We start from the raw sequence: 17,319 nt of genomic DNA on the forward strand, positions 1-17,319 counted from the left end.
GCGCCCGTGACGGCGTGGCCCTCGACGTCGACGAGGCCGCGGTCCTCCTCCAGGCCCGCGGCACGGCCCTCGACGATCTCACCGCCTCCGCCGCCCGCGTCCGTGACGTGGGCCTTCAGGCGGCGGGCCGCCCCGGCGTCATCACGTACTCGAAGAGCGTCTTCATCCCCCTGACCCGGCTGTGCCGGGACAAATGCCACTACTGCACGTTCGTGACCGTCCCCGGCAAGCTGCGCCGCGCCGGGCACGGAATGTTCATGTCCCCCGACGAGGTGCTCGACATAGCCAGGCGCGGGGCCGCGCTGGGGTGCAAGGAAGCGTTGATCACTCTGGGCGACAAACCGGAGGACCGCTGGCCGGAGGCTAGGGAGTGGCTCGACGCGCACGGCTACGACGACACCATCGCCTACGTCCGCGCCATCTCCATCCGCATCCTGGAGGAGACGGGCCTGCTGCCCCACCTCAACCCCGGCGTGATGTCCTGGACGGACTTCCAGCGGCTGAAGCCGGTCGCGCCGTCGATGGGCATGATGCTGGAGACGACGGCGACGCGCCTCTGGTCCGAGCCGGGCGGCCCGCACCACGGCTCCCCGGACAAGGAACCGGCCGTCCGGCTGCGGGTGCTGGAGGACGCGGGCCGCTCGTCGGTCCCCTTCACCAGCGGCATCCTCATCGGCATCGGCGAGACGTACGAGGAGCGCGCGGAGTCCCTGTTCGCGCTGCGGCGCGTGGGGAGGTCGTACCACGGCATCCAGGAACTGATCATCCAGAACTTCCGCGCCAAGCCGGACACCGCGATGCGCGGCATGCCCGACGCGGAGCTGGACGAACTGGTGGCGACGGTCGCGGTGGCCCGGCACATCATGGGCCCCTCGGCCTGTCTCCAGGCCCCGCCGAACCTGGTCGACTCCGAGTACGAGCGGCTGATCGGGGCCGGTATCGACGACTGGGGCGGGGTGTCCCCGCTGACCATCGACCATGTGAACCCCGAGCGCCCCTGGCCCCAGATCGAGGAGCTGGCGGAGCGCTCGGCCGCCGTCGGCTTCTCGCTGCGTGAACGCCTGTGCGTGTACCCGGAGTTCGTGGGCCGCGGCGAGCCGTGGCTGGACCCGCGGCTGCTGCCCCACGTACGGGCGCTGGCGGACCCGGAGACGGGCCTGGCACGTCCCGACGCCGTCGTGGAGGGCCACCCCTGGCAGGAGCCGGAGGAGGTGTTCGTGTCGTCGGGCCGCACCGACCTCCACACCACCATCGACACCGAGGGCCGCACGTCCGACCGCCGCGACGACTTCGACGAGGTCTACGGCGACTGGGGCGCCCTGCGGGAGGCGGCGGCGCCCGGGATGGTCCCGGAGCGGATCGACACGGACGTACGCCAGGCCCTGCGGGTGGCGGCCGACGACCCGACCCGTCTGACGGACGCGGAGGCGCTGGCGCTGCTGCACGCGGACGGGCCGGCACTGGACGCGCTGTGCCAGGTGGCCGACGACGTCCGCAAGTCGGTGGTCGGCGACGACGTGACGTACATCGTCACCCGCAACATCAACTTCACCAACGTCTGCTACACGGGCTGCCGCTTCTGCGCCTTCGCGCAGCGCCGCACCGACGCGGACGCCTACACCCTGTCCCTGGACCAGGTCGCCGACCGCGCCCAGCAGGCCTGGGACGTGGGCGCGGTGGAGGTCTGCATGCAGGGCGGCATCCACCCGGACCTGCCGGGGACGGCGTACTTCGACATCGCCAAGGCGGTGAAGGAACGGGTCCCGGGCATGCACGTCCACGCGTTCTCCCCGATGGAGGTGGTGAACGGCGCGACCCGCACCGGCATGTCGATCCGCGAGTGGCTGACGACGGCGAAGGAAGCGGGGCTGGACTCCGTCCCCGGCACCGCGGCCGAGATCCTGGACGACGAGGTCCGCTGGGTCCTGACCAAGGGCAAGCTGCCGACGGCGACCTGGATCGAGGTCATCTCGACCGCCCACGAGGTCGGCATCCGCTCCTCGTCCACGATGATGTACGGCCACGTGGACCAGCCCCGGCACTGGCTGGGCCACTTCCGCACCCTCGCCGGAATCCAGCAACGCACGGGCGGCTTCACGGAGTTCGTGACGCTCCCCTTCATCCACACCAACGCCCCGGTGTACCTGGCGGGCATCGCGCGCCCGGGCCCGACCATGCGGGACAACAGGGCGGTGACGGCGATGGCGAGGCTGCTGCTGCACCCCTGGATCCCCAACATCCAGACCAGCTGGGTGAAGCTGGGCACGGAGGGCGCGGCGGAGATGCTGCGCTCGGGCGCGAACGACCTCGGCGGCACGCTGATGGAGGAGACCATCTCGCGGATGGCGGGCTCGTCGTACGGCTCGTACAAGTCGGTGAAGGACCTGATCGCGGTCGCGGAGGCGGCGGGCCGCCCGGCGAAGCCGCGCACGACCCTGTACGGCGAGGTCCCGGAGGAGCGCCAGCGGGCGGCGGCGGCCTCGGACGGACATCTGCCGGAGCTGCTGCCGGTGCTGGACTGAGAGCGGGGGCTCGGGAGACCGGGCGGTCGGGCGGTCGGGTGGCACGGGCGGCTCACAGTACGATGATCGGACCCCTGTGTGTCCGGAGGGGGCCGTAGCTGAGGAGATGCGTGCCGTGCCTGCCCCGAAGGTCTGGGTGACCGGTCTGACGGTGGGGGCGATAGCCGCCGTCGTGTTCCTCGCCGTCAAGGCGGACGAGGGCGTGAAGCCCACGGCCACCGCCCCCCGCCCGAGCGCCTCCGCGTCCGCGCAGCCCTCGGCGTCCCCCACGAAGTCCTCCTCCGCGGCGGTGCCGGACGACTCCGGCACCGGCCGCCGGATCGTCTACTCGCTCGCCGCGAAACGGGTCTGGCTGGTCGACGCGAGCGACGCGGCCCAGCGCACCTTCGCGGTCTGGCCGGGAACGGTGAGCCCGGACGCCGGCAGCTACAAGGTCGACGTGCGCCGCGACGCCACGACCGGCTCCGACGGCGTCCAGATCGAGCACATCATCTACTTCGCCGGCAAGGCGGGCCTCTCCATCGCCTTCTCCAACGCGGTCGACGGCTCATCGCCCCCCGCGGTCGCCTCGGGAACACGGACGAGCGGCATCCGCATGGGCAAGGCGGACGGCTCGGCGCTGTGGAAGTTCGGGGAGACGGGTACGGCCGTCGTGGTCGTCAAGTAGCCCCCACCGGCCCGCACGGCTCCGTACGGTGACCGGATGGAGAGTTCCGTAGTCTTCAACATCGTCACCACGGGCATCGCCGTCATAGCCGTGGTCACCTCCGTCGTGTTCAGCGCACGGCAGGCCCGTATCGCCAACCACGCCAACCACATTTCGGTGGTGATCGACCTGCTCGCGGAGTTCCGGTCCGCCGAGTTCCACGAGCAGCACGACTACGTGTGCATGCGCCTGGGGGAGGAGCACGACCCGGAGGCCGGAGTGCGCGGGCTGCCCGGCGAGGCCAAGGAGGCCTTCTACAGCGTCGTGTACTACTACCAGTCCTTCGCCAACGTCGCCGTCTTCGGACTGCTCGACGAAACCCTCCTGGTCACCATCCTGCGCACCCGGATCATCTCCGTCTGGAAGGCCGTGCGGCCGTTCGTCGAGCGGGAACGGGAACTGCGGGGCGAGACGGGCGGCGGCAACTACATGACGATATTCCAGGAGCTGGCCCGCCTCGCCGAGGCCCTGCCCGCGGACCACGTCCGCGACCGGATGACCGAGATCAGGCGCAGACGCTCACGCCTCGGCCTGATGAACTGAGTCACCCCCGGACAGTCGCACGACCAGCAGCACGACCCCGCTCAGCACGAACACCCGCGGCACCCCCGTACGCCCGACGCATTGAGCCAGAATGAAGTCGACGGACGTTCGGGACGAGGGGACGAGGGGACGGGCGGATGGCGCAGGCGCGGCCGTCGATGCAGGAGCTGATCGGGAGGCGCAAGCGTGCCGGATTCGTCGGCAGACGTGGTGAACTCGACCTGTTCCGTGGCAACTTCGACACCTCCCCGGAGGACGAGCGGCACAGTTTCGTCTTCCACGTCCACGGCACGGCCGGCGTCGGCAAGTCCTCTCTCGTCCGCGAACTGGAGGCGGTGGCCGCGCAGCGCAAGGCGATCACCGCCTGCACGGACGAGACCGTGAACAGCGTCCCCGAGGCGATGGCCGCGATCAGCGCGCAGTTCGCCCGGCAGGGTGCGGAGTTGAAGTCCCTGGACCGCCTCCTCGCCACCTACCGCCAGCGCCGCCACGAGGCCGAGACGGCGTCGGCGGCACTGGAGGCGGACGCCGACCCGGGCCTGTCCGCACCCCCGTCACCGGGCAGCATGGCCGCTTCGCAGGCCGGCCTCATAGGGCTCGGCATGGTGCCGGTCGTCGGGGCTTTCGCCGGAGCGATCGACCCGGCCCAAGTGGCCCACGGCACCGACCGGTTGAGAGCCGCCCTCAGCGCGCGTTTCCGCAACCACGACGACGTACGCCTGGTCCTGGAACCGCTGAAGGTCCTCACCCCGGTCTTCGTCGACGAGTTGGGCCGTGTGGCCGCCGAAGCGCCCTGGGTCGCGCTCTTCTTCGACACCTACGAGCGGACGTCCCCTTTCCTCGACCCCTGGCTCCTCGACCTGATCACCACGGACCGGTACGGGGCGCTCCCCGCCAACGCGGTGTTCACCCTCGCCGGCCAGCACGGCCCCGACCCCGCCCGGTGGGCGGACAACGCCGAACTCATCACCGAGTTCGCCCTGGAGCCGTTCACCGAGTCCGAGGCGCGCCAACTCCTGGCTGCCAAGGGCCTGGTGGACGAGACGGTCGTACGGGAGGTGCTGCGGCTGTCCGGGCGCCTCCCGGTCCTGGTCTCCACCCTCGCCGAGAACCCGGGAGCGGTCGACGACCCCACGGCCACCGCGGTGGAGCGGTTCCTCAAGTGGGAGGGAGACCCGGCGAAGCGGGACGTCGCCCTCAGGTGTGCCCTGCCGCGCACGCTGGACGAGGACGTCTTCCGGGCCTCGATGACCGACGAAGACACCGAGGGGCTGTACGAGTGGCTGCGCACCCTGCCGTTCGTCAGCGAGCGCGCCGGTCGAGTCCACTACCACGACGTCGTCCGCACGGCCATGCTGCGGCTCCAGCGGACCCGGTCACCGAGGCAGTGGGCGGAACGGCACGCGCGGCTCGCGGAGCGGTTCGGGGGGTGGCGGGCCGAGGCGGAGGAAGGGCTGGAGCCGGGTGAGCTGTGGTCCGACGAGGCGTGGCGGGAGCTGCGCCTTGAGGAGCTGTACCACCGGCTGTGCGCCAGGCCCCAAGGGGTGCTCCGTGAGGTGTTCAGGGACGTGGTCAGCGCCTGCCGGGCGGGGGAGGTGGCCATTCGGGGGTGTGTGCAGGTGGTCGTCGATGTCGGGGAGCAGACGGATGCCGGTCTCGTACGCGCGTGGGGACGGGACTTTCTTGAGGCGCTCTCGGACGAGACAGAGGGACTGCTCAGGCTGCTTCTGGACCGGGCGGACCTCGACACGTTCGGCTGCGCCGAGGCGCACTGCCTGTGGGGCCAGGAGCTGCGGAGGAAGAGGGAGTACGAGCGCGCGCTCGCGGAGTACGACAAGGCTGTCGCGCTCGCCGCGTCGGCGGAGGCGTACTACGGGCGTGCCTTCACCCGGGCACGGATGGGAGACGACGAGGCGGCTCTCAGCGACTTCGAGCGTGCGGTCGAACTGCGCCCCGACAGCGCCGAGATCCTTTTCGAATGGGGTGAGAGCCTGCGGGTGACGGGCCGCCCCGCGGAGGCCGTCGAGACCTTCGACCGTGCGCTGGCTCTCGATCCCGCATACGCGAAGGCATGGGCCAGCCGAGCGAGCAGCAAGCACACACGCGGCGACACCGAGGGCGCCCTCGCCGACTTCGCACGGGCGCTGGAGATCGACGAGAGGTATCTGTGGGCCCTGATCCACCGAGCGAAGCTGTACCGGGACCTGGACAGGCTCGACGAGGCGTTCACCGATCTCGACCGGGCGGTGGAGATCGCCCCCGACAGTGCGTGGATGGCGTCCGAGCGTGGCGACGCCTACCGCCTGGCCGAGCGGTACGAGGAGGCCGTCGAGGAGCTCGGCCGGGCCTGCGAGCTCGCTCCCGACCGTGTCTCCGCTTGCGCGGGGCGGGCGTTCGCGCTGGATCGTCTGAACCGTGCCGAGGAGGCGCGTGCGGCCTACGACCGCGCTCTCGTGCTGGACCCCGACTACGTGTGGGCGCTCGGGAACCGCGCCGACCTGCGGCAGCGCGAGGGTGATGAGGGCGGTGCGTTCGAGGATCTGGACCGGGCCGTCGCGGTGGACGGGCAGGGTGGCTGGTGGGCCCTCAGCATGCGGGGTGTCGCGCACGCGGAGGCCGGCCGCCATGAGGAGGCGGTCGCCGACTACGACCTCGTACGGGTCCGAAAGCCGGATCTGTGGTGGGTCTGGGATCACCGGAAGCGGTCGCTGTTCGCCCTGGGCAGGGGGGAGGAAGCGGTCGTCGATCTCGACCGTTTCCTGGAGAGCGACCCTGACAACGCGAGGCTGCTGGAGATCAGGGGCCGGGCCCGGTCCGAACTGGGCCGGTACCGCGAAGCGTTGAGGGACCTGGACCGGGCGATCGAGCTCACGCCGGACGCGGAATGGCTCTACGAGGAGCGTGCACGCACTTCCATCGCCGCCGGCCGACTGGATCAGGCGCTCTCCGATCTGCGAAGGAACAGCCCTTCGTTAGGGTGGGAGCGCCGCCGGACCGTCGATGTACTGCTGTGGCAGGGCCGCGATGACGAAGCGGTGCGCCTGCTGGACGACATGCGCGAGACCGCCCGGCAGCAGGACGATGTCGACGGGGTGTCCGTGTGCTGGATCGGGGATGTCCTGACAGGACGTTGGGGCAGTGCGCGGCGGGCCACCGACTGGCTGTGTGAGAACAGCCCCGAGAGCGGGTGGTTCGCGGTGGCCCTGACGATCGCAGTGAGGGAAGGTCTGCGTGCCGCCGAGACCTGGGGCCGCCGCTTCCTCGCGCAGGACGACGCGGACACGGAGGTCGACCGGATGCTGCTCGGCTACGTACGAGGAGACGGAGCCCGGGCCGACGCCTCTCTCTCCAGGATTCTCTCCGGCCCCCACGACTGGGAGGACCTGGCCGACGCCGCGTTCTGGCTCACCTTCCTGACCCGCTGCCCCGACGCCGACCCCGCGTACTTCGGTCCCCGCCTGTCGCGAGTGATCGCGGCGCGGGACGCCTTCCAGGCCCGTTACGCGGAGTAGGTGCCCAGGAACGCCGTCCAGGCGTCGTCGGCGAAGGCGAGCCGGGCGCCGTCTGTGTCCTTGGAGTCGCGGACGTGGATGGTGGCGGTGGCGGGGGATATGGCGACCTCGACGCAATCCGGGCCGTCGTCACTGCTGTAGCTGCTCTTGAACCACTCCAGGGCGGAGGTCATGTCTCTTCTTCTCCCAGGACTTTCTCGATGAAGGCCAGCGACTCGCGGGGTGTGAGGGCCTGCGCCCGGATCATTCCATAGCGCATCTCCAGGATCTGAACCTCCCGGGGATCACTGATCACGCGACTGTGCAGCTGTGCCTCGGAGTGTCCCAGCGTCTTGCCGTCGCGCAGTTTCAACAGCCGGATGGGACCGCTCATGCCCGCGTGATCCTCACAGGATGTCGGCATCACCTGAATCCTGACGTGCCTCAACGTGCCGATCTCCAACAGGTGTTCGAGCTGGCGCCGCAGCACCATTCTGCCCCCGATGGGTCGCCTCAGCGTCACCTCTTCCTGGACGAAGGTGAGAAGCGGGGCGGGCGTCCGCTCGAAGACGCGCTGCCGTGCGATGCGAGCGGAGACCTGGCGGTCGATCTCGTCCTCGGAGTAAGGGGGCTGCCGTCCTGTGAACAACGCCCGCGCGTACTCCGGGGTCTGGAGCAGGCCGTGGATGTTGTGGCTCCCGTAGGCCCCGAACTCGACGGCCTCGTCCTCCAGCTTCGCCAGATCGCGCACCTTCTTGGGGTAACGGGCCTCCTCCAGGTCCTTCTTCATCGCCGAGATCTTGCCGCCCGCGCCGAGCACCTCGTCCGCCTTGTCGAGGAAATCCGGCTTGGGACTCCGCCGCCCCCGCTCCACGGACGAGACCATCTCCCCGCCGTACCCGATCGCCTCCCCGAACTCGGGCTGCGTCAGTCCGGCGGCCTCCCGCCACATCTTGATCTGCCGCCCGACCGCCTTGAGCACGGCCTCGGCCTCCTCGTCCTCCACCCTCACCCCTCTCGCCGTACCGGCCGTACACCACCACCACGCACCCGGACAGTCACGCTCCGTACCGGCGTCGCCGCTGTTCAGAGTAGGTTCGCCCGACCACTCTGGGTGACGTGAATCAGAGATCCCCCCAAGTCACCGCCCCCACGCTCCACTTCACCGTGTTGCTTGCGGCAAATCGAAGGGGTGCTCGACGCGCCCGCGAGCACACGGTGCGACAACTCGGCGCCTGGGGCGTGCCGTTCCAGGAGGCCGCGCAGGTTGTCGCGGAGCTGGCGTCGAACGCCGTGCTGCACGGGCGGGTCATGGGAAGGGACTTCCGGCTGAGGCTGCGGGTCCTCGCCGACGGCACGCTCCGTATCGAGGTGACCGACGCCCGGGGCGACCGGATCCCGCGTATCCCCGACCCGGTGGACGCCGACGCGGAGTCCGGGCGGGGGTTGCGGATCGTGGCGGCGTACGCGGAGCGCTGGGGTGTTGACCAGGGGGTCGCCGGCTGCAAGACCGTATGGGCGGAACTGGCACCGGATCGCGGTGCGTCATGATCCGGTCGGTCACGACACCAAAGACCAAAGAACCGGGGAAAGAACCCAACCCACCCCTGCCGTCCCCGGCGATCACTCTCCGGAGTGAATATGCCCAACTCGGCTGGCGCGGCGGGCTGGTTGTGGTGCAGCGTCTGCGACAACAACTCCAGAAATGCTTCGGCCCTCGCGGGGACTGCAATCCCGCTGCGAGGGCCTGATCACCAGGAAGAAAGCACCTTCCCCATGACTGACAAGCACCCTAGCGCGCCCGTGCCCGCGAAGACCCGGCAATCCCACTCCGGTGTCATCCATGTGAATGAACCCCACACCGAGAACTTCACGGTGGTCGGCAATCACCTCGCGCAGCACTCCGAGTTGTCCCTGCTGGCGATCGGTCTCGCGGTCCACATCCAGTCGCTGCCCGCCGGGGCGTCGGCCGGGATCAAGGCGTTGGCGGGGAGATTCCCGGAAGGGGAGATCCGGATCGCCGCCGCGTTGCGGGAGTTGGAGGAACACGGGTACCTCACGCGTGCCAGGGAGCGTCTTCATTCGGGACGAGTGATAACCCGGACGACCTCGTACAACAGGCCGCGGAACGCGACGACTCCGGCCGCTGAACCCGCCGTGCCGGTCCCGGCTCCGCCTAAGGCGTCCGCGCCCGGGAGGACACCCGCGGTCGACCTCCTGACCCGCCTGCGCACCTACGACTCCCGTCTGCTGCTGTCCGAGCGGGACGTACAGCGGCTGGTGCCGGATGTCTCGGCGTGGTTCGAGCGGGGCGTGGGGCCCACCGCCGTGGAGCGGGCCCTGACGAGCGGCCTGCCGCAGGACCCGATCAGGCACCCGGCGGCGTTCCTCGCGCGCCGCCTCCGAGAGCTTCTGCCTCCGTCGCTCCCGGTGCCGCCGCCCCCTGCGGCCCGTGTCCGCCCGGCTCGCTTGCAGGACTGCGACGGCTGCGACCGCCCCTTCCGCTCCCCGGAGCCAGGCCAGTGCCGGGACTGCCGTATGGCCGGAGCGGCGTAGAGCCCGATGACGATCCCCATGCCCAGCGCCGCCCAAGCACCGCGCCACCGACTCCGCCGGTACGGTACGAGGACCGAGCCACCCGCACCGGAGGTCACCGTGAGCGCCCAGACCGACGGCCCGTACGGACCGCTGATCCCCATGCCCGAGCTCACGCCGGACGGGCTGCGGGCAGCGGTCGAACGCATCGCTCCGAGCCGAGTCCCGGCCCTCACCCAGCACCTGTTCGAAGCCACGACGAACGCCCAGCAGACGCAGACCCTGGCCCCGCTGCGAGCCTTCGTCCACTCCTGGGCGGTCTTCGTGGCGATCGAACGGCATCCTCAGCGGGCCGCCCGACTGCGAGAGCTGGAGGCGATCGTGGACACGGGGGAACAGGATCCGGCAGAGGCCGTCGCCGAGATCAACGCGATCCGGGAGACGGCCGAGGCGGAGGCAGGGTTGTGACCGACTGGGCTTGGGATTACAACCCGAGCGCTGAGTACGTCACGGACGGGCTGCCGACCGGGGTGGTGGCCGAAGTCGAGCGACTCGCCACCGAGCTGGCTGCCCTCGGCCAGGACTCCGTGAAGGTCGGCAGGCCTGTCGACCGCGAGGGTGGACTGCCGGAGTTCGACATTCTCGGTGGGCGCGGCTTCATCAGCTTTCTGGCCGTACCCCGCCATGAGTGTGTCTACGTCTGCAATGTCACCTGGTACGGCTGATAAGCGATCTCCAGGACTACCCAGGGCACACTCCGCATAACAAACCGCGCACCGAACCCGTCAACCTCATTCGATTACAGTGCAGGACGTCGTACATACGGACGGTTGCCTGGGAGGTCTTGGTGGGTGCGACGGCCGGGGCCATATGGGGCCGTGTCGAGCAGCAGGACTTTCGGGGCCGGGTGCGGGGGACGTTGCTCGGGGTGGCCGTCGGGGACGCGCTCGGGGCGCCTGTCGACCAGTTGGATCTCGACGGGATCCGGGAGGCGTACGGCGCCGAGGGTGTCGTCGATCTCGGTGCCGCCTATGGGAGACGCGGGGCCGTCACACATCTCACCCAGCTCACGCTGTTCTCCGTCGACGGGCTGATACGGGCCCAGGTCCGGCGGGACATCGGGGCCTGGCATCCGCCGACCGATGTGCACCGGGCGTATCTGAGGTGGGCCGCCACCCAGCGGGACTGGGGGCCCGACGAGCGGCGCAAAGACGATGGATGGCTCGCCAGAGAAGAGTGGCTGTACGCCCGGCGTGACCCCGCCCGCTCCCTGATCGTCGGGTTCGGCGACGAGCACATGGGGACCCTCGACGTACCCAAGAACCCCGCCGAGGCGGGACCCGAGGCGGCCGCGCGGTCCGCGCCCTTCGGGCTGCTCGTCGGATGGGAGCCGCAGCTCGTCGCGCAGCTCGCGGTGGAGTGCGCCGCGCAGACGCACGGGCATCCGGTCGGATACCTCTGCGCCGGGGCGTACGCCGTCATCGTGCACGCGCTGGCCCGCGGCGAGAGCCTCGACGGGGCCGTGCAGCGGGCGCTGGCGCTGCTGGCGGCCCGGCCGGGGCACGAGGCCGTCTCGGACGCGTTGCAGCACGCGCTGGGCGCCGTACGGCAGGGCATGCCGACCCCGGAGCGGGTCGGGGAGCTCATGGGGGAGGGGACGGCCGAGGGGCTGCTCGCCGTCGCCGTGTACTGCGCCCTCGTCGGCGAGGACGTCCGGCACGGGCTCTGTCTCTCCGTCAACCACGACGGTCCCTCCGCCGCGGCCGGCGCCCTCACCGGTGGCCTCCTGGGCGCCCTGCACGGCGAGACGGCCCTCCCGCCGGCCTGGCTGGCCGAACTGGAGGGCCGTCCCACCTTGCTGGAGCTCGCGGACGACTTCGCCATGGAGATGACCCAGGGGCCGGCGCTCCACGGCCCGGCGGGGTCGTCCCCGGGGTGGCTGGCGAGGTATCCGAGGGGCTGACGTTCACAGCCCCCGGAGCGCCTCCACCAGGTTGTGGCCGTAGCCGGCCCAGCAGATCACCGAGCCGTCGTCGTTCAGGCTCCCCATGTACCACTCGTCAGCCTCCCGTACGAGGCACAGCATGCCGAAGGCGAGAACGAGGTCGGGCCGCAGGACCGTGCGGTCGCCGCCCAGCGTGCCGTCGGCGATGCTCACGGGTCGGTCGGGGGAGATCGGCGTGGCGGTCCGGTCACCGGAGACGGCGCGCACCAGCTCGATGGTCCATCCGGCGGGGAGTTCGGTGTTCACCGCCGGATGGTCCCACGGCCGTACCCGCGACAGTCCTCCGTGTCCGTGTCCGTGTCCGTACCCGCGCTAGTCCTTCGTCCTGACCACCTCGTCCACCGGCCCCGCCGGCACCGGCACCGCGGCCGCTGCCGTCCCGTCCCCGTCGGTGTTGATCTTCTCGATGATCGCGAGCCGTTCCGGGGTGTCCTCGGGCTTCACGAAGCCGATGAGGATGTAGAGGACCAGCGACACCGCGAGCGGGATGGAGACCTGGTACTGGAGCGGGACGCCGCCGTCGACGTTCCAGTTGATCGGGTAGTTGACCAGCCAGAAGGCGAGCAGACCCATCGACCAGCTGGTGAGCGCGGCCGTGGGGCCGGAGCGGCGGAAGGGGCGGAGCAGGCCGAGCATCATCGGGATCGCCATCGGGCCCATCAGACCGGCCACCCACTTGATGACGACCGTGATGATGTCCTTGAACGCGGGGGAGTTGACCTGCGTCGCCGCCGCCATGGACAGGCCGAGGAAGACGACCGTCGTGACGCGGGCGACCTTCAGGCCCTGGCCCTCGTTCCAGGCCCGGGCGCGGCGCCAGATCACCGGGGCGCAGTCACGGGTGAAGACGGCCGCGATGGCGTTGGCGTCGGAGGAGCACATCGCCATGGTGTGGGAGAAGAAGCCGACGATGACCAGGCCCAACAGGCCGTGCGGCAGCAGCTGTTCGGTCATCAGGCCGTAGGAGTCGGAACCGTCCGGCTTCTGGGACTGGACCAGCAGCGGCGACATCCACATGGGGAAGAAGAGGACGACCGGCCAGACCAGCCAGAGGATCGCGGACAGCCGGGCCGAGCGCTCGGCCTCGTACGCGTTGGCGGTGGCCATGTAGCGCTGGGCCTGGTTGAGCATGCCGCCGTTGTACTCGAAGAGCTTGATGAAGAGGAAGGCCAGGAGGAACACCGTGCCGTACGGGCCCACCAGCGGCTCGCCGTGGCCCTGGAGCTCCGGGCGGTCCCAGGCCTCGAAGAAGCCGATGCCCTTGTCGTTGAGTTCCGCGACGACCGCGATGAACATCGCGACACCGGCGAGGAGTTGGATGATGAACTGGCCGAGTTCGGTCAGCGCGTCCGCCCACAGGCCGCCGATCGTGCAGTAGACGGCGGTGATCGTGCCGGTGATGAGGATGCCCTGGTTCAGCGAGATGCCGGTGAAGACCGACAACAGGGTGGCGATCGCCGCCCACTTGGCGCCCACGTCCACGATCTTCAGCAGCATGCCGGACCAGGCCAGCGCCTGCTGGGTCTTGAGGTCGTAGCGGTTCTTCAGGTACTCCAGCGGGGAGGCCACGTGGAGACGTGAGCGCAGCCGGTTGATGCGCGGCGCGAACAGCTTCGACCCGATCGCGATGCCGAGGGCGATGGGGAAGGACCAGGTCACGAAGGATGTGACGCCGTAGGTGTAGGCGATGCCCGCGTACCCCGTGAACATCACCGCGCTGTAGCCCGACATGTGGTGCGAGATGCCGGAGAGCCACCAGGGCATCTTGCCGCCGGCGGTGAAGAAGTCGCTGACGTTGTCCACACGCTTGTGCGACCACACGCCGATCGCGACCATCACGCCGAAATAGCCGATCAGTACGGCCCAGTCGAGACCGTTCATGTGCGCCCTCCCATGGGTCTGCCCGGCGCTCATCGTGGGCGCTGCCGCGTGAACACGACAAGTGAGCGTAAGGTCAAAGGGAGGTAAAAGTATTCGACATGATGGCCTTGGTTCATCTATGTGAACTCAGCGCATCAGCTCCCCTGCGTTGACCAGCAGTGATTGTCCGGTGATCGCCCGCGCGCGATCCGACGCCAGGAACACCGCCGCGTCGGCCACATCCCCGTCCGTGGCGAGATCGGGCAGGGCCATGCGCTCGGTGAGCCTTCCCAGCACCTCGGACTCCCCGACCCCTTCCGTGTGCGCGGTGAACTGGACGTAGGCCTGCACCGGCGGCCCCCACATCCAGCCCGGCAGCACGGTGTTGACCCGGATCCGGTGCGGCCCGAGCTCCCGCGCCAGGGAGTACATCGCGCTCGTCAGCGCCCCCTTGGAAGCCGCGTACGCCGCCTGCCGCACCTGCGAGGGGGCGGCGACCGAGGACTGCGTCCCGATGAAGACCACCGAGCCCCCGCGCTCCTTCAGCGCCGGCAGACAGGCCCGCGTCATCCGCAGCGAGCCCAGCAGGTTCACGTCGATCACCGACTGCCAGGTGGCGAAGTCCGCCTCCTCCAGGCCGCCGAAGTAGCTGTCCCAGGCGGCCACATGGACGACCGCGTCGATCCGCCCGAACCGCTCCAGCGCGAGCGCCGCCAGCGTCTCGCACCGCGTCTCGTCGGTGATGTCCGTCGTCCGGTACGCCGTGTGCGCACCCTCCGGATCGATCTCGGCGGCGCTCTTGGCGAGGCTGTCCTCGGTGCGCGCCCCGAGCACGGCGTTCCCGCCGTCGCGTACGACGGCCGCGGCGACCTGGTGGCCGAGCCCGGCGCCGACTCCCGACACGACGACCGTCTTGCCCGCGAGCAGTGACATATGGGCCTCCCTGAATCCTGTCGATTCCTGGCTCTGGCGCTCTATCTGACGGGGCGTCAGAGTATGGGCGAGCCACCCAGGAAGGGGAAGGGAATGAGCGAAGAGACCCGCAGCGAGACGTACGCCGAACTGGCCGCCGTCGGCCCGTACGGAGTCCGCCCCGGCCATGCGCTCATCACCATGGTCGAGCCGCATCCGGGCCACGAGTACGCCTACAACCGCTGGTACGAGGACGACCACTACTACGCCGGCGCGATGGCGATGCCCTGGATGTACGCCGGGCGCCGCTGGGTCGCCACCCGGGACCTCCAGCTCCTGCGCTACCCCGAGAAGTCGGCCATCGCCCAGCCGGTCACCGCCGGGTGCTACATCTCGACGTACTGGATCACCGACGGCCGCTACGACGACCACATGAAGTGGACCGTCGGCATCAACAAGCGCCTCAACCGGGACGCCCGGGTCTACCAGGACCGGACGCACGTCTTCACCGCGTTCCAGGACCACGAGGCGACCGTCTACCGCGACGGTGCCGCCGGGCCCCGGGACTTCCACGCCCTGGACCACCCGTACAAGGGCCTGGTCGTCGAGGTGATCGACGCCGAATCGGCCGAGCGGCGCGAGGAGTTGCTGGAGTGGCTGCGGTCCCGGCACCTGCCGAAGCGGGTCGCGGGGTCACCGGCGGCGATGGTGACGGTCTTCCGGCCGACGCCGCTGCCGGGGGACCGGATGACGTATGTGAAGCAGGTCGAGGGCGTCGACACCCGGCTGACGCTGCTGTGGTTCCTGGAAGCGGATCCGCGGGACTGCTGGGAGGAGTACTTCACGGGGCTGGCCGGGCCGGTGGAGGAGGCGGGGCTGGGGAGGGTGGAGCTGGTGGCACCGTTCATCCCGACCGTGCCGGGTACGGACGCCTACGTCGACCGTCTCCGATAGACCTGTGCCGGGACACAAGCCGAGCCCCCTCGGCAAGGACGGCGATCTGGTCGAGAGGGCTCTTCGGTGATGCTTGTGTAGTTGTGTAGTACCGCTCGATCACTCGATGATTTACGCCTTGACCGAGCCGACGAAGGCGTTCCACGCGTCCGCGGGGAAGGCCAGCGTGGGGCCGTTCTGGATCTTCGAGTCCTGGACGGCCATCGCCGACACGACAGGGGACTTGATCTCGACGCACGCGCCATTGCCCTGGGAGTACGAAGACTTGACCCACTTGTCCGCGGCGCCCTGCTTGATTGCCATTTTCGCTCCGATAGCCAGTTGCTGAGTTGCTGTCGCCGTGGCGTGCGTATGTCTCCGTCTGCACGGCACGGGTTTGCGCCAACGTTGTTATCCGATGGCGTGATCGACGCTACTCGCCAACATCGGGGAGCGGAGGAAGCATTCACCCGAGCGGGTGGCATATTCCACGGGGGTCTTCCGCTGGGGCCGGGCGAAGGTGTACCTTGCGCCACCTTGCCTTACAGAGTGGCTCAGCGTGCGTAGTCCTTCGCGATGCTTGAGATGAATTCCCTGCTTTGTTCCACGTTCAGGGCCTGTGCCCGCAGATGCTCGTACATGACGCTGTACTTCTGTACGTCCTGCGCCTTCTCCAGATACAGGTCGCTCGTCACGCCCTCGATGTAGACCACGCTGGAATCGGCGGCATCGGGGAACTCGAGGATCGCGTACTGCCCGCTCACCCCGGGATGCGCGCCCATCGTGAAGGGGATCATCTGCACCGTCACGTGCGGCAGTTGAGACATCTCGATCAGATGCTCCAACTGCTCGATCATCACCTGCCGGTTGCCGACCTCGCGGCGCAGCGCGGCCTCGTCCAGGACGGCCCAGAGCCGGAGCGGGTTGTCGGCGGCAGAGATACGTTCCTGTCGGCGCAGCCGCACCTGGACACGCTTGTCGATGTCGGTGGGCGTCGCCTCGGGCAGCGCGCCGGAGATGAGGGACTCCGCGTAGGTGCGGGTCTGGAGGAGCCCGGGGACGACCTGGGGGTCGTAGACGCGCAGACTCGCCGCGTCCGTCTCCAGGCCGATGTAGACGCTGTAGGGGATGTCGCCGAAGGAGTGCCACCAGCCCTGCTGGCGGCTGTCCTTGGCCATCTGCATCAGGGAGTCGACGATCCGGACGTCCTCCACCTCGTACACCCCGCAGAGGTCGCGGACGTCGCGCTGGCTGATGCTGCGCCGGCCGTTCTCCAGCCGGCTGATCTTCGACTGGGACACCAGAAGCCGTTCGGCGACCTCTTCGGCCGTCATGCCCTTGAGTTCGCGGAGCCGGCGCAACTCCTGGCCGAGCCGGCGTCGCCTGACGGTGGGATTGACATTGGACGCCACGGGAACGTGCACCTCCGGCTGCGTGCCTTCGAAAATTGCCACTTTGCGTATCTGCTGTTGAGCAGACTGCCACCAAGGTGGTTTCTACCGCTGGGAAACGGTGGATATGCGCTGCGTACGCGCCAGATCGCCATGATCACAAGGCAGTTGGCGCTCTGCGGGCGCGATCCGGCCATGGCGCGGTGGCGTCCCGGGGCGATGCGGGGGCGGTGCGGGGCGATGCGTGGCGATGCTTGGGCACAAAAAGGCCGCGCGGGACGGCAGGACCGTGATGTCGTCTCGGACACACGATCCCGCCGCCCCGCGCGGACCAGCGGCTCCCGATACCGGGTCTGGGGTACGCCGGAGGTGCGTGTGGTGCGTGGTGCGGTTCTACGGACGGTCGTGCCGTGGGACTGCG

The 17,319-nt window shown here is 69.6% G+C and carries 17 protein-coding genes; 10 read left to right on the plus strand and 7 right to left on the minus strand.

Going from position 1 to position 17,319, the window contains the following annotated elements; translation table 11 throughout:
* The 4 genes from HLK59_RS39705 to HLK59_RS39720 all read left to right on the plus strand — a co-directional run.
* A partial coding sequence (locus HLK59_RS39705; protein WP_171146507.1) for a bifunctional FO biosynthesis protein CofGH occupies positions 1-2,522 on the plus strand: 2,522 nt, incomplete at its 5' end.
* 106 nt (positions 2,523-2,628) lie between these two features.
* Positions 2,629-3,189, plus strand: a complete 561-nt coding sequence (locus HLK59_RS39710; RefSeq protein ID WP_171146508.1) for a hypothetical protein — start codon at positions 2,629-2,631, stop codon at positions 3,187-3,189.
* Between the two features lie 36 nt (positions 3,190-3,225).
* Positions 3,226-3,771 (plus strand): hypothetical protein, encoded by a 546-nt coding sequence (locus HLK59_RS39715; protein ID WP_171146509.1) that lies wholly within the window; start codon positions 3,226-3,228, stop codon positions 3,769-3,771.
* A gap of 137 nt (positions 3,772-3,908) precedes the next feature.
* Positions 3,909-7,283, plus strand: a complete 3,375-nt coding sequence (locus HLK59_RS39720) for an ATP-binding protein (protein WP_171146510.1) — start codon at positions 3,909-3,911, stop codon at positions 7,281-7,283.
* Here the strand turns inward: HLK59_RS39720 and HLK59_RS39725 are convergent.
* Positions 7,271-7,456 (minus strand): DUF397 domain-containing protein, encoded by a 186-nt coding sequence (locus HLK59_RS39725; protein ID WP_171146511.1) that lies wholly within the window; start codon positions 7,454-7,456, stop codon positions 7,271-7,273. The genes HLK59_RS39720 and HLK59_RS39725 overlap by 13 nt on opposite strands.
* Entirely contained in the window at positions 7,453-8,268 is an 816-nt protein-coding gene (locus HLK59_RS39730) for a Scr1 family TA system antitoxin-like transcriptional regulator (RefSeq protein WP_171146512.1), read from the minus strand. Before HLK59_RS39730 ends, HLK59_RS39725 begins: the two co-directional genes overlap by 4 nt.
* 113 nt (positions 8,269-8,381) lie before the next feature.
* On the opposite strand from HLK59_RS39730, the gene HLK59_RS39735 reads away from it, so the two are divergent.
* The 5 genes from HLK59_RS39735 to HLK59_RS39755 all read left to right on the plus strand — a co-directional run bounded on the left by HLK59_RS39735 (position 8,382) and on the right by HLK59_RS39755 (position 11,760).
* A complete protein-coding gene (locus HLK59_RS39735) occupies positions 8,382-8,813 on the plus strand; it encodes an ATP-binding protein (protein WP_171146513.1) in 432 nt (143 codons plus the stop codon).
* A 225-nt stretch (positions 8,814-9,038) separates the two neighbouring features.
* Positions 9,039-9,818: a helix-turn-helix domain-containing protein gene (locus HLK59_RS39740; protein WP_171146514.1), complete on the plus strand. Its 780-nt coding sequence runs from the start codon at positions 9,039-9,041 to the stop codon at positions 9,816-9,818.
* Positions 9,819-9,917: 99 nt separating this feature from the next.
* A complete protein-coding gene (locus HLK59_RS39745; protein ID WP_171146515.1) occupies positions 9,918-10,265 on the plus strand; it encodes a DUF6247 family protein in 348 nt (115 codons plus the stop codon).
* The gene (locus HLK59_RS39750) at positions 10,262-10,522 is read left to right on the plus strand and encodes a hypothetical protein (RefSeq protein ID WP_171146516.1); all 261 of its coding nucleotides are present in this window, start codon (positions 10,262-10,264) and stop codon (positions 10,520-10,522) included. Before HLK59_RS39745 ends, HLK59_RS39750 begins: the two co-directional genes overlap by 4 nt.
* A gap of 122 nt (positions 10,523-10,644) precedes the next feature.
* Positions 10,645-11,760 (plus strand): ADP-ribosylglycohydrolase family protein, encoded by a 1,116-nt coding sequence (locus HLK59_RS39755; protein ID WP_171146517.1) that lies wholly within the window; start codon positions 10,645-10,647, stop codon positions 11,758-11,760.
* A 3-nt stretch (positions 11,761-11,763) separates the two neighbouring features.
* On the opposite strand, the gene HLK59_RS39760 is transcribed toward HLK59_RS39755, so the two are convergent.
* The 3 genes from HLK59_RS39760 to HLK59_RS39770 form a co-directional block, all read right to left on the minus strand.
* Positions 11,764-12,048, minus strand: a complete 285-nt coding sequence (locus HLK59_RS39760; RefSeq protein WP_171146518.1) for a hypothetical protein — start codon at positions 12,046-12,048, stop codon at positions 11,764-11,766.
* Between the two features lie 66 nt (positions 12,049-12,114).
* Positions 12,115-13,683 (minus strand): sodium:solute symporter family protein, encoded by a 1,569-nt coding sequence (locus HLK59_RS39765; protein WP_171146519.1) that lies wholly within the window; start codon positions 13,681-13,683, stop codon positions 12,115-12,117.
* Between the two features lie 126 nt (positions 13,684-13,809).
* Positions 13,810-14,595, minus strand: a complete 786-nt coding sequence (locus HLK59_RS39770; protein ID WP_171146520.1) for an SDR family oxidoreductase — start codon at positions 14,593-14,595, stop codon at positions 13,810-13,812.
* Between the two features lie 93 nt (positions 14,596-14,688).
* On the opposite strand from HLK59_RS39770, the gene HLK59_RS39775 reads away from it, so the two are divergent.
* The gene (locus HLK59_RS39775; protein WP_171146521.1) at positions 14,689-15,528 is read left to right on the plus strand and encodes a hypothetical protein; all 840 of its coding nucleotides are present in this window, start codon (positions 14,689-14,691) and stop codon (positions 15,526-15,528) included.
* 111 nt (positions 15,529-15,639) lie between these two features.
* On the opposite strand, the gene HLK59_RS39780 is transcribed toward HLK59_RS39775, so the two are convergent.
* A complete protein-coding gene (locus tag HLK59_RS39780) occupies positions 15,640-15,831 on the minus strand; it encodes a DUF397 domain-containing protein (RefSeq protein ID WP_171146522.1) in 192 nt (63 codons plus the stop codon).
* Positions 15,832-16,061: 230 nt separating this feature from the next.
* The gene (locus tag HLK59_RS39785; protein ID WP_171146523.1) at positions 16,062-16,919 is read right to left on the minus strand and encodes a Scr1 family TA system antitoxin-like transcriptional regulator; all 858 of its coding nucleotides are present in this window, start codon (positions 16,917-16,919) and stop codon (positions 16,062-16,064) included.
* Between the last annotated feature and the right edge of the window lie 400 nt (positions 16,920-17,319).

Source organism: Streptomyces sp. S3(2020) (assembly GCF_013044505.1).
GTDB lineage: Bacteria > Actinomycetota > Actinomycetes > Streptomycetales > Streptomycetaceae > Streptomyces.

What these genes read in the sequence shown, in the direction of transcription:
- HLK59_RS39765 (WP_171146519.1), bottom strand. Translation starts at nt 13,683, where the DNA reads ATGAACGGTCTCGACTGGGCCGTACTGATCGGCTATTTCGGCGTGATG.
- HLK59_RS39780 (WP_171146522.1), bottom strand. Translation starts at nt 15,831, where the DNA reads ATGGCAATCAAGCAGGGCGCCGCGGACAAGTGGGTCAAGTCTTCGTAC.
- HLK59_RS39725 (WP_171146511.1), bottom strand. Translation starts at nt 7,456, where the DNA reads ATGACCTCCGCCCTGGAGTGGTTCAAGAGCAGCTACAGCAGTGACGAC.
- HLK59_RS39775 (WP_171146521.1), top strand. Translation starts at nt 14,689, where the DNA reads ATGAGCGAAGAGACCCGCAGCGAGACGTACGCCGAACTGGCCGCCGTC.
- HLK59_RS39740 (WP_171146514.1), top strand. Translation starts at nt 9,039, where the DNA reads ATGACTGACAAGCACCCTAGCGCGCCCGTGCCCGCGAAGACCCGGCAA.
- HLK59_RS39715 (WP_171146509.1), top strand. Translation starts at nt 3,226, where the DNA reads ATGGAGAGTTCCGTAGTCTTCAACATCGTCACCACGGGCATCGCCGTC.
- HLK59_RS39770 (WP_171146520.1), bottom strand. Translation starts at nt 14,595, where the DNA reads ATGTCACTGCTCGCGGGCAAGACGGTCGTCGTGTCGGGAGTCGGCGCC.
- HLK59_RS39720 (WP_171146510.1), top strand. Translation starts at nt 3,909, where the DNA reads ATGGCGCAGGCGCGGCCGTCGATGCAGGAGCTGATCGGGAGGCGCAAG.
- HLK59_RS39710 (WP_171146508.1), top strand. Translation starts at nt 2,629, where the DNA reads ATGCGTGCCGTGCCTGCCCCGAAGGTCTGGGTGACCGGTCTGACGGTG.